At 39.8% G+C, this 12,265-nt stretch carries 9 protein-coding genes and 3 pseudogenes; 4 read left to right on the top strand and 8 right to left on the bottom strand.

Going from position 1 to position 12,265, the window contains the following annotated elements; genetic code table 11:
* Positions 1-2: 2 nt before the first annotated feature.
* The 3 genes from FTT70_RS10655 to FTT70_RS10645 are packed head-to-tail and all read right to left on the bottom strand — an operon-like array spanning position 3 to position 3,142.
* Positions 3-2,411 carry a DEAD/DEAH box helicase family protein gene (locus FTT70_RS10655; protein WP_094069352.1) on the bottom strand — a complete coding sequence of 803 codons (2,409 nt, stop codon included), beginning with the start codon at positions 2,409-2,411 and terminating at the stop codon, positions 3-5.
* A gap of 25 nt (positions 2,412-2,436) precedes the next feature.
* A complete protein-coding gene (locus FTT70_RS10650) occupies positions 2,437-2,808 on the bottom strand; it encodes a type II toxin-antitoxin system HigA family antitoxin (protein ID WP_000354814.1) in 372 nt (123 codons plus the stop codon).
* A gap of 31 nt (positions 2,809-2,839) precedes the next feature.
* Positions 2,840-3,142, bottom strand: coding sequence for a type II toxin-antitoxin system HigB family toxin (locus FTT70_RS10645; protein WP_154320130.1), 303 nt, complete (start codon positions 3,140-3,142; stop codon positions 2,840-2,842).
* Between the two features lie 390 nt (positions 3,143-3,532).
* Between FTT70_RS10645 and FTT70_RS10640 the strand changes: the two genes are divergently transcribed.
* Positions 3,533-3,736 carry a hypothetical protein gene (locus FTT70_RS10640; protein ID WP_094069354.1) on the top strand — a complete coding sequence of 68 codons (204 nt, stop codon included), beginning with the start codon at positions 3,533-3,535 and terminating at the stop codon, positions 3,734-3,736.
* Between the two features lie 22 nt (positions 3,737-3,758).
* On the opposite strand, the gene FTT70_RS10635 is transcribed toward FTT70_RS10640, so the two are convergent.
* Positions 3,759-4,640 (bottom strand): hypothetical protein, encoded by an 882-nt coding sequence (locus FTT70_RS10635; RefSeq protein ID WP_094069355.1) that lies wholly within the window; start codon positions 4,638-4,640, stop codon positions 3,759-3,761.
* 67 nt (positions 4,641-4,707) lie between these two features.
* Positions 4,708-6,261 carry an esterase-like activity of phytase family protein gene (locus FTT70_RS10630; protein ID WP_167846514.1) on the bottom strand — a complete coding sequence of 518 codons (1,554 nt, stop codon included), beginning with the start codon at positions 6,259-6,261 and terminating at the stop codon, positions 4,708-4,710.
* 474 nt (positions 6,262-6,735) lie between these two features.
* Between FTT70_RS10630 and FTT70_RS10625 the strand changes: the two are divergent.
* A pseudogene (locus tag FTT70_RS10625) lies at positions 6,736-7,563 on the top strand (TonB-dependent receptor domain-containing protein); the annotation flags it as partial.
* Positions 7,564-7,831: 268 nt separating this feature from the next.
* On the opposite strand, the pseudogene FTT70_RS13720 reads toward FTT70_RS10625, so the two are convergent.
* Together FTT70_RS13720 and FTT70_RS10620 are read right to left on the bottom strand one after the other, a co-directional pair.
* Positions 7,832-7,918, bottom strand: a pseudogene (locus FTT70_RS13720) (HNH endonuclease); the annotation flags it as partial.
* Between the two features lie 38 nt (positions 7,919-7,956).
* A complete protein-coding gene (locus tag FTT70_RS10620) occupies positions 7,957-9,189 on the bottom strand; it encodes an ATP-binding protein (protein ID WP_094069408.1) in 1,233 nt (410 codons plus the stop codon).
* A 335-nt stretch (positions 9,190-9,524) separates the two neighbouring features.
* Between FTT70_RS10620 and FTT70_RS10615 the strand changes: the two are divergent.
* Positions 9,525-9,827: pseudogene (locus FTT70_RS10615) on the top strand (transposase); the annotation flags it as partial.
* On the opposite strand, the gene FTT70_RS10610 reads toward FTT70_RS10615, so the two are convergent.
* Complete coding sequence (locus tag FTT70_RS10610) at positions 9,812-10,150, bottom strand: transposase (RefSeq protein WP_154320127.1); 339 nt, start codon at positions 10,148-10,150, stop codon at positions 9,812-9,814. The pseudogene FTT70_RS10615 and the gene FTT70_RS10610 overlap by 16 nt on opposite strands.
* A gap of 305 nt (positions 10,151-10,455) precedes the next feature.
* Here FTT70_RS10610 and FTT70_RS10605 point away from each other — a divergent pair, with 305 nt between their 5' ends.
* Positions 10,456-12,213 carry a ShlB/FhaC/HecB family hemolysin secretion/activation protein gene (locus tag FTT70_RS10605; RefSeq protein WP_154320126.1) on the top strand — a complete coding sequence of 586 codons (1,758 nt, stop codon included), beginning with the start codon at positions 10,456-10,458 and terminating at the stop codon, positions 12,211-12,213.
* Positions 12,214-12,265: the final 52 nt, after the last annotated feature.

The following is a 12,265-nucleotide window of genomic DNA, read 5'->3' as shown; positions in this document are numbered from 1 at the left end:
GTTTATTTTGGCTTGGTATTTGGTGAAGGGATGTTTTCTAATTTCAATGAAGGTTGCTTGTTACTGTTGTCATCAATGTACTCAAGGGCGTACCTCATAGCCTTGTAGCTTTTCTCGCGTTTTTTAAACATGCGTTGCAGCATAGGGAGAGTGCAGTCCACATAGTCGTGAATAGTGACTTGTGTTTTGCCTTCCGATTCACGATGAATACGACCGGCATATTGAGCCAATGTTCCTTTCCATGAGATGGGCATGGCCAAAAACAACGTATCCAGTCTTGGTAGGTCAAACCCTTCGCCTACATATTTTCCTGTTGCGACGACGACTTGAGCCGATTGCAGATGATTGTCAGCGTTCTTGCGTTCCGCAGCTTTCATGGCGCCTTTAAGTACGACAGTGCTTATACCCATTTCGGTAAGTCGTGAGTGTATGGATTCTGCGTGCTCTCTACGCTCTGTAAGGACTAACGGGTGTCCGCCATTTTGAACACACTCGTAGGCGTCTGAGACGATTTTTGAAGTGCGCTGCTCATTATTGACGAGCCAGCGGTAGGCATCGCTTATTTTGGGGCGCTCATCTGTTTTTATAAGCTCTGCTGCTGGTACATCGTAGAGCTGATGAATCATCACGGTTTGAGTAAATTGCTCATCAGGGCTTTGTTTCACTTTGTAGCGAATAGGCCCTGCCGCCATAAAAATGATCTTTTGATGACCATCTTGTCGCTCTGGTGTTGCTGTAAGGCCCAATACATATTTTGCTCTTACCTCGTTGAGTACCATTTCAAACCTTGGTGCAGATAGGTGGTGGCATTCGTCAACAATAATATGGCCGTAGTCTTGAATGAGAGGAGTGATGGAATTGTCTTTTTTATTAACCAAACTTTGGTAGGTGGCTATGTCGATAATGCCACTCGGCTTTCTTTTACCTCCGCCTATACTGCCAATGGTTACTTCGGGTAGGAACGTGCGTAAGCGCTCTTGCCATTGTTCGAGCAGTTGTCGGCTATGAACCAGTATGAGGGTATTTACTTTGCGTTTTACGATCATAGCAATGGCAGTAACCGTTTTTCCAAATGCAGTTGGCGCATGCAAAATACCGAAGTCATGTTTAGATATTGCGGCCACTGCGTCACGCTGGTTCTTTCGCAAAGTGAACTCAGGGGTAAGCTTTAATAATGGTTTACCAATTTCACGCTTATCGTCAAATAGTGGCGAAATGTTTTGCTCTTGTAGCAAAGCAATCGCATCATCGAGGCAGCCTCGCGGTAGTGCTAGATAACCGTTTTCAATACGAGCACAGGAAATAAACCTCGGAATGCCATGGGTTGAAAAGCGCAACGCTTGTGTTTTAAAAAACACAGGATTAGAAAAACTAGCTAATCGCTTTAGTCCGGCCAGTAATGGCCCAGGTAACTCGCTCATCAAAAAGTAGATATGGTTGGCCAAGGTAATGGTCACGTTTTTCGGCAAAGACTCTAATTTTATTGGTGCGGCTTTGGCTGTGATTTCCCAAGGAGGGCGGTTGTCTGTTAGCCCTTGCTCGGACAGTAATAGGGTGTTGGGTGAAATAGTTGTTATGAGTTGGTCAATACTCGACTGAGTGAGCGTTTTAAGCTCAGCAAGGTACCGCCATTGATCATCGATGGCATTCAGGTCACTGTCAACAAAGCAACTACGACCTGAAAGGCGAGCCTCCTTTTGAAGTGGTAACGCAATGAGATTGCCAAACCCGCCTTCAGGAAGTACATCTTGGTTAGGAAAGAGCCTGTCATAGGAGTCAAACGATAGATTTGGAAATATTTCCATGGCTTTATCAAGCAAAGCGAAACCCAGTGCCCGAGCATGGTTCGCTGGGATATTGGTTTCAAAAAATATCCATAAGTGAGCCCCGTTGCCAGAACGCGAGATTTCTATCGCGTGCGGAATATCAAACGCTTGGCACACTTTAGACATTGCTTTGACTTCTTCTTGCCAACAGCCTTTGTCAAAATCGGCTGCCAACAAATAGCACGAATTATCTTTAAGTAGTGGATACAGACCAACCACTTGATGACCGGCAAGGTGCCTGTAAATAATGTGCTCGTTTAATTCGCTAAACTTTCGGTGTGAACAGTCTTGGCATTTAATGCGGGGTTTGTTGCATAGCCCGCTTACCCACTCATTATCACAGGCTACGGAATAGCCACTGCGCCCCTGTTGATTTTGCCAACGATTGGCAAAGATATCCTCTCTTCCACGAAATCGTTGTCTGAATAAGGCGACCTTTTGTTCTGGCGTGAATGTCTGTACTGAACGCTCGATTTGAGCGCTACGCAAAGCCTCTCTTAATGCGAGAAGCTGCTGCTTTTCATTTTCAAGCTCAGCTAGCCTGTTATCAATAGCAGAAATGTTTGGGTAGCGAGCGTCATTCATAACAAACTAATTTTGATTCGCAGCACTATAAAGCGCGAACTTGCGGTGGCTTGATCAGCGACTCTGCTGGAATACCTAACCCTTCATGAAGTTTCCAAATCATTTTTAGCGTGAGTGATCGCTTATGGTTTAGGATTTCATAAACACGATTGCTTTTACCTATCATGGGTTCAAGATCTTTAACGGTTAAGCCTTTGCGCTCCATCTCAAACTTTATTGCCTCAACAGGGTCTGGCAAATCCATTGGAAAATGCTTTGCTTCGTAGGCCTCGACTAACGTAACCAAAATGTCCAGCTTTTCGCCTTCGACGGTATCAGGCTCCGCCATCATTAGGTTTTCGATGTCGTTTAATGCCGCGCGGTAGTCGGCATCTGTTTTAATAGGTCTGATGTCCATTATATTTACCTCTTGTTACTACCTTTTGGCTTCAAATCGTTTGTACATCAATTTTATCGTATTGCGCATGGCTGCCGATAAACCGTATGTAAACCACTTTGTACGCATAATTGATCCAAGCAACTAACCGGTATTTATTACCGGCAATGTTAAACACGACACGCCCATCTTTGAGGATGCTGGCATTTCTAAAGTCCTGTTTCACATCCGCCGGTGCTCCCCAATCAGCGTTTAATGCATGCCTATACCAAGCTAACGTTGGCTCTTTAGCGTCAATGTATTCTGAGCTGTCTTCCCAAAATGTTTTTAAGGTTGATAGTGCGATAATTCTCATAAATAGATATTAGTCCCAATTTGGGACTTTTGCAAGTTTGGTATTCTTGATGCGGTTAGGAGTTGTTACCGCATCCCCAATTGCCCCATTCCTTGGGGCGGTTCACATCCCTCTTATTCACCCTCTTAAGCTCGGCATATCAAGTGTTGCCCCATTGTCCCAACTGCCACGGTAAGTGATCAAATGGGGGGCTTGCTATTTTCGCCTGATGGGCCTTTTCGACATGCGGCTGCGTTTGCCATCGAAGAAGGCCAATACTCTGAACCAATAGAGTGATTCTTCATACCCCAAGCTGTGCGTTGGACGTGCAGGCGGGATGAGCCCCAGTTTGCGTCCTAAACTGACAATCACGTAGAAGCGAACGGAAAATACCTATACGAGCCTGAAACTGTGGCTGAAGTTGAGCATATTCTAGGTGCTGTTGTTGTTCTATTAAGACAGCCGATTTATTCACTCGGTTTAGGCTGTGTGATTAATGTGTTTAGAACAGCCCAAGCTTTAAATATTGGGCTTGAAATTGGGGCAGAGAAGGATAACTTGTATCTCAAACCTGATCTGACAGTTACCCATTTTTTATTGTTTCTATCAGGTTAAATTTTCTAGATGTGTATGAAGGCTAATTGCAGAAATTTGATTGATATTGGTACACAAACTGAGTCTTTGTTGCTGTCGAAGTTGGTGCATTATATTGGGTTAAACCTTTTAAAGCACTGAAGCTTAAAGCAGCACGATCAACTACTTTTCTTGTGAAATTCGCATTGGGATCTGAATATTTAAACGAAATTTCTGCTAAAACAGGTTTTAGACTACCGTAAGGCAATAGGGTATACCATAAACTTAACTCTAAATCTGCATCGAATTCACCTAAATCAATCGTTGCACCACTATATTTTCGTTCATAGATAGTTAGACCACCAACTTGATTCAGGGCTAGACTATTATTAAAATTATAGTCATTTTTGAAGCCAGTAAATAGAATATTGATATCCTCAAAATCGTTAATGGTTCGCGAGGTTGGTACGGTTGTTGACTTGCTTGCAACTACAAGGAAACTCAAGTTATCTTTACGAGTAATGTCATCTTCTAGCTTAGTTTTTGCGCCTGATACATTGCTAGTCAAATCTTTGAAGTCAGCAATATAATGGTCATATCCACGATACTTTAAAGTTACTTCTTTTGTACCATTTTCATTACGCTCTCTGAAGCTGTATCCCATATTTTTTAAAGTACAGCTTCCTTGAGTATCGTAAAAGCGGATTTCTCTTTGTGTATCAAAGATCATAGCACCAGTTACGTCACGACTGATTTTATTTTCAATCGCATTTTTCACCGCTGAAAAATAGCTATTTATGCTGCTTGCTTCATTTCCATAATTAAAATTTATGGGATCTAATAGTACTTTGTATTCGCGAGATGTGACTTTGGGAGATGCATAGCTCAGCGATGGTAGCACTGTAATTGCCAAGAAAGTTATCAAAGCCGATTGAGTTATTCTCATTTTTCTCTCTAGACAAAAGTTGAATTTAAAAAGCCCAAAAGTTTTAGCTTTTGGGCTTCATTCATTGTTATGGGTTGAAAAGATTTAACTTATCGGCAATATATAAGGTAGGTGTATCGACACGCATGCCCACATTATCCAAATACTTTTGCTCTAAACCATTGGTTGTCCAAAGACCCATGTCATCATCATTCACAATGCCAAGAGTTTGTCGGTTAATCAACCATAGACCTTCCATTTTGTCATGCGCATAACTTACACGTTTACCCATATCCAATACCAATGTTTTACTTACTGGCTGAATATTTAGTGCTTGTAATGCTTCCCATTTTTTATCGTTATTGATGAAATATTGCTCGAGGGTTTTACCTGCAATCGTTAAACCAAGTTTAGGATCTTGCACTAGATCGCCCTGAGTTGCGATATCCTCCAAATTGGTAGCATCCTTCAGATCAATACGATAAACATGTTTCATGATATTCGGATCGTCTTTAAGGAATTTGCCATCACGTTCCAGTACTAAAAACTCATGATCATTAATCGCAATAATAGCTGAGTTTGAGTTAGCATCAATTTCTTGACGATAGAGATACTGAGCAACTTTTCCTGTTTCAAGATTGATCGTCACAATACGTGTTAAGGTTGATTTATTAACAGCTTTAGTCGGTAAGTCCATTGTCGATTGCATAATCCCAACCAATGTTTTTTGGTCAGGTGTAATAGTTAAACCTTCCATACCACGGTTGGCACGACGATAACTAAATTCTTGCGGTAAAGTGAAGGTATTGCGCACATCATTTACAAAAGGATTAATACGACCAATTTCTTTTCCATTGGCATCATAGTGCACAATGTGAGGACCATATTCATCACTCACCCAGAATGTACCATCATTCAATGCTGCCAAACCTTCAGAATCGAGACCGTAATCATCAAGTTTGATAGGGTTCGTTATTGGGTCATAAGGCTTTGATGGATCTTTAGCGATGACCTTGCCATGAATATCGTAAGGTGTTTCGCCTGTACCACCTAGTGCAGCAGTATTCGGTAATCCACTAATATTATTTCCATCACGATCTTTTAATAAAATCGTTTTGATGAGTTTGATTGAGCCATCATCTTGTACCTCAAACAACCCAATTTTAGGTATATAGTCTGGCATTGGAAAAATCTTACCAGCACCATTCACGCCATCATTATAGTCAGCATTTGGGCCACGATCTGTGATTGCGTAAAATTGTTTATTGTTCGTAGGATGGGCAGCAACATCAGAGCCAAAGCCACCCTGTCGAAGTGTAAATGCACTCGCAATAGTTGTTCCATTCGCCTTAAAGCTTGTTAAGTTTTGGTAAGGCAATGCAACCCCTTGGGCAAATAAGTTTGGACCACACTGGATGGAGCTTTGCTGGATTTCATTCGCATCCAACTCACCATTTTGATTTTTATCCAAACCACTTTCAATACGTGTTCCAGCACTCCAGCAATCATCATTTCCAAGTACTAAAGGCGTCTGTTGAATCAAACTATTCAATCCATTTTGACCATTGTCCCCATCATCAGTACATGCGGTTAATAAAATTGTCGAAGCTAATAAAGCTAAGGTTAGTGGTTTTTTTTTCATTTTTTTGAAGCATCATGTTTAAAAAGCTTCATCATAAGAAGCAAAAATGACAATTACATGAATGAAATATGATCAATGTAAAATTTTAGCAAATTAAAAATATCAGTAGTTTGTGGGGGTTATATCTAGGTTTTCTTCATTATTTATCAAATGTGGTTTGAGGTAAAATTAAAATAAAACTTTAAACTGCCACAGTATTCTAGATATAAGCAGCCTTATTATGAAGCTGTCTCATAGGGCAGGGTTATACCAATGCTAAGTTTGAAGTGATTGAATCATCCTACTTACTAACGACACAATGTGACGTGTCGAAATTTATGTTTATTGAAAATTCCCCCAAATAATTTAAATTACTGTAATATTTTCCAATAGTTAAAACATTGCTAGTAGCATCATCAACTTAAATGTACTGTGTTGCAGGTAATAGAATTAAGACATCAGAAATAGCTTCAGCACCATGACTAAACCACAGGCAATGGTGATGACAGTGGTTCAACAGATTATCAAAAGTTACTTCCAACTGTCGCTTTAGGCTGGGATATATTACCTGAGCTTTATACTTATGCTAGCTATGGCAAAGGCTTCGAAACACCAACCTTTACCGAGATGGCCTATCTTACAGTAGGGACTTCAGGCATTAACTTTAATTTAAAACCTGCGACCAGTGATACCGTAGAACTTGGCTTAAAATCGCAGAATACCTTAGGGTTATTTACTTTTGCTGTATTTCATACTGAAACTAAAAATGACATTGTGCCTGACGATGCCAATGGCGGGCGAAGCACATTTCGTAATGCAGAAAAAACCTTACGTGAAGGCTTAGAGTTATCGTGGCAAAAACAGCTCTGGCAAGCACTCAATATTCGAACCAGTTATAGTTATTTAGATGCGACTTTTGATGCTGATATTCCAGCGACCACAACCAAACCGCTGATACAAAAAGGAACATATATTCCAGGTATTGCCAAGAATCAAGCTTTTGTAGGCTTGGCATGGCAACCTGAGCAGGGATTTCAGGCAGGCTTAGAAGCACGTTATATGGACAAGATTTATGTCGATGATATCAACTCTGATACTGCACCAAGTTATACGGTCGTTGCGGCAAATGTTGGCTATTTGTGGGTCAATAAAGACTGGAAAGTAAATACTTATGCACGACTAGATAATTTATTAGATCGAAACTATGTGGGTTCCGTGATTGTCAATGATAGTAATAATCGTTTCTTTGAGCCCGCAGATAGACGAAATTTTAATGTTGGACTATCGATAAAAAAATATTCTAACATAGGCTTTGTTGCATAAATACATAACCAACTGATTTTGTTCATTAATTTTTAGGTTGAAATTCATACAAACCTATTTAAATCAGAAGCTTACAAAATCTTTATGCAACAAAGCCGTGGAACAGCCACAAATAAACTCAGTAATAAATTTTTAAACATATTAATCCCCCGTTAAGTAACGGATTATAACAGCCGTAACTATCTAATCACATGCAAAAAGTAGCCGTTTCGCCTTTTCCTGTCCTCACATGATGCAAGCGGACCATACATCTTAATCAGATAGAAATCGAGTCGAGGTAAATCAATCCATCACAAATGGAGCAGAAATTATGCTTGATCACACTCTTGGTTAATGCTGAAAAGTCTTTGAGTTTTAATTAATAAATAAGTGTATCCATGTCTACCCTCAACTTTACTTATTTTCAGATAGCAACCAATCGAGAGCACTCATTTTTACAATACCATTATAATTCGCTTCAGTCCCTATCGTGTCTAAGGTAAGCAAATACTTGGGATACGAATCAGAAATTTTCTGTAATGGACGTAACTCTCGGCTGAGTGTCTCCTCATTGAGCGTTTCTAATGCCACCTGATAATAAGTTAAATTCTGTAAAGTATCGACAGCAACAAAATCAATTTCATATTCATCAACCCGCCCTACATAGACCGTATAACCTCGTCTGACAAGCTCAAGATAAATCACATTTTCTAAGATATGACCTTGATCAGCATTAGCATCAGGCAACATAATCCGGCGCAATCCGACATCAACTAAATAGTATTTTTCAGAGGATTGTAATAACTCACGCCCGCGTACTTTAAATTGTGCGGCACTATAAAATAACAAACTGTCCTGTAAGCCCTGAATATAGCGTTTTACTGTTTCAAATGAAATTTTAACCCCACTTGAAACAAAGGTATTTTTAATTTTATTGATGGAAATAGGTGAGCCTGTCACGCTTGCCAAATATCTTGCGACACGCTCGAGAGAGTTAATATCGGCAGTATTCAAACGGGGAATAACATCTTTAAACATTACACTGGCATAGACTGCTTGCAAGTAATCATAAGTTTCCTGCTGGCTAGTCATGGCAAGCGTATAAGGGAAACTACTGCGCGTATACATGGCATACAAATCACGATTTGATAATTGTTGGATGATCGGATTATTTTCAATATGCCACTGTTTAAATTCTTGGAATGACAGAGGTAGAACATGTTGCTCGATATAGCGTCCTGTAAGTAAAGTCGCAAGTTCTCCACTTAGAAAGAATGCATTTGAGCCTGTAATATATAAATCGATATAATCCCGAACATATAAAGAGTCGACTACTTTCTCAAAATTTGTAACATGTTGTATTTCATCTAAGAAAACATAGTTTTTTTTACTTTTATCAACTTTGGACAATACATAATCATGTAGTTTACGGTAATCGGTGAGTTCTTCAAATTCCATAAATTCGAAGTTGATGGCAATGATGTTTTCGGCTTGTACACCCTGTGCTTTTAGGATTTGTTGAAACATTGCCAATAAGGTGGATTTTCCAGAGCGACGCACACCTGAAAGTACTTTAATGACATCACGGTCTTGCCATGTATTCAGAAATTTTAAGTAGCCATCACGTCGAATATTAGCGCTTCTCATTATTTACACTTGGAATCTAAAGTTTTAATAAATTATATCAAATTTTAGAACGTATATGTAAATATATTTAATTTTAAAAAAAGTTTAAGGTTAAGTGAAACATTCAAAGCTGCTGTTGAAGTATACGGATAGTAAATGTAATAAAAATCCAGATTCTATCTTTTTTGACTCTGTACACGACAAAAAACCTAAATATGCCTAATATCGTATCTGGGTCTACTCCTTAGATGAGCAATGGTGATGCCTTGTTTTCGGATTTGTTGAGACTGTAAATAAAACTATGTAAACGCTTAAACTCCCCCAACGTTGTTGGGGTCAAACAAAAGGTGTTTACCATGAAAGATGAAGCAATGTTGGCACTCGCTAAAGAGTTAGCCAAGAACCTAAAAACCGAACTCGATCTCAATAATTTTAGTCGGGCTTTAAAGAAATTGACTGTTGAAACTGCCCTTAATGCGGAACTCACCGACCATTTAGGTTACGAAAAGAATAGTCCACGAACAGGTAAAAATGCTCGCAATGGTTACACAACGAAGCGTCTACTGACTGATGATGGTGAGTTTGAACTAGATACCCCTAGAGATCGTGAGGGTAAATTTGAGCCACAGCTTATCAAGAAAAATCAGACCCGTATCACAAAGCCAATTTCTGCTTTTGAGTGAGGTAAAGCAATTTGAACCGTTAACATATTAGTAGAAATAGGATCTAATGGTGCAGAGCAGGATAAGGCAATAAATGCAGGTTTATTCGGTGGTGGTGAGCGATCATTCTTTGGTTTACCATCAAATAAGCGAATCCATTTGGATACAAGATTTGCATTCAATCCATGTTGCAAAGCGACCGAAGCAATTGAAACGTCAGGTGCTTTACAAGCCTGAACGATCTGCTGTTTAAATTCAGCACTGTATGTTCTTCGTTTTTTCGCTAGAGATGCGATGGATGTCTGATTATTTGTCGTCATAAATTTAAGTCCCCACTTGTTTTTAAGTGGGGACTAAATTAAGGCTTATAGGATGAATTCATAAGGTGTGTTCAGCGGACGCTTACGAAAAAACAGCCAAGTGCTCATATGGTACAGTTATATCAAGAACAATGGTCAGATTGGCTATCAACGACACATGTGGCAAGTGAAGGTGTCCTGCAGAATGAAAGTTAAGTGTCTATTGAGGGGTACAATCTAATGGGAGAAATTGAAAAATAAAATACCATTGAATATTTGGTCATTATTTGTTAATTTCTGCGCAAAATTTAACATGCAATAAATTTATGTTCAAAAAAAATATAGTATTAAAAAGTATTTTGCTTACTTTGGGTGGTTTTGTTGTTACTCCTTTTGCATTTGCAGAAACATTTGATCCAGCGATAGATGGTTTGATTCGAAACCAGCAGCGCCAAGCAGAACTAGAAAAAATTATACAACCAGAACGTGATGTTAATTTAGATGTCATCCAAAAAAAAGAAGCTGTACAACTTACCGACCTTGAAGATCAGAATTGTTTTGAAATCAAGACAGTTGAACTTGATGGCGAAATGAGTAAGCATTTTGATCAATATGTGCAACAAGCGTTAAAAGATTTAAGTTTTACTCCAGGTTTATGCATGGGTGAGCAGCGAATTAATCTGTTGATGACGCAAACGCAGAACATCATCATTGGCCGAGGCTTTACTACGACACGAATATTGGCTGCACCTCAAAACTTAAGTACAGGCGTATTAAAACTCACCGTCATTCCGGGATTAGTTCGAGAAATCAAACTCGATTTAAGTGATGAGGAAAATACCCGAGCAGGCCGAATTCAATATGCCAAAAATATCTTTCCAATGAAGAGTGGCGATATTCTCAATTTACGTGACTTAGAGCAAGGCTTAGAAAACTTAAAAAGACTGCCTACAGCGGAAGCTGATATTCAAATTATTCCTGCAGATGCGCCCAATCAAAGTGATGTTATCGTCAAATGGAAACAGCGAAAAATTCCAATTCGCGTGACCTTAAGTGCTGATGATGCCGGTAGTCGTCAAACCGGTAAATACCAAGGTAACATCACCGTTTCAGTCGATAACCCTTTATTTAGAAGTGACTTATTTTACGTCACCATGGGCCGTAACTTAGCAGATCAGCAAGAGATTACGGATCAAAATGGAACCACTGTGAAGAGCGGAACCCATAACTATGCCCTTCATTATTCAGTCCCTTATAAAAACTGGCTGATCAGCGCCAATGCGAGTCGATACAATTATGACCAAGCTGTTGCAGGCACCAATAATGTCTATAACTATAATGGAGAAAGTCAGACTCAAGACTTAGGCTTGACCCGATTGCTTTATCGGGATGCCAAGCGTAAAACCTCAGCGACCTTGAAAGGCTGGCATCGAGAATCTAAAAGCTATATTGATGATGCCGAACTGACCATACAGCGCAGAGATGTTGCGGGTTGGCAGTTAAACCTTGATCATCGTGAATATATTCAATTTGCAGTGCTGGATTTGAGTCTAGGGTATAAGCGAGGCACAGGTGCATTCGATTCATTACCAGCAGTTGAGGAAGCGCTGAACGAAGGTACATCACGGATGAAGATCTGGACGCTAGATGCCAATCTGAATGTTCCGTTCCAATTTGAGAACCAGCAATATAGCTACTCAAGTGCCTTTAGAGCGCAATACAATGACACCCCGCTGACCATCCAAGACCGGCTTTCCATTGGTGGAAGGTATACAGTACGCGGTTTTGATGGTGACCTAACCCTAGCAGCAGACCGTGGCTTCTACTGGCGCAATGATTTAGCCATGTCTATTTTTCCCGCACATCAATTCTATATGGCCTTGGATGCTGGGCATGTTGATGGTCAATCTGCCCAATGGCTTTTAGGTAAAACCCTTGTGGGTGGTGCGATGGGGCTACGTGGTCAATTTAAGGTGGGTGGCACTTTTTACTACGATATATTTATCGGTAAACCAATCAAGAAGCCTGAATATTTCCAAAATTATGATTTGAATTATGGTTTTAGTGCCAGTTATTCATTCTGATCTAAAGAAAAGTACAAACTAAAAAATGAGCTCGTAGTATTAAAGCGAAAAA

The organism is Acinetobacter sp. YH01003 (genome assembly GCF_013420525.1).
In the GTDB taxonomy this organism is placed as follows: Bacteria; Pseudomonadota; Gammaproteobacteria; order Pseudomonadales; family Moraxellaceae; genus Acinetobacter; species Acinetobacter towneri.
Note: the sequence above shows the minus strand (reverse complement) of the source record. Positions and strands in the feature narration are given on the sequence as shown.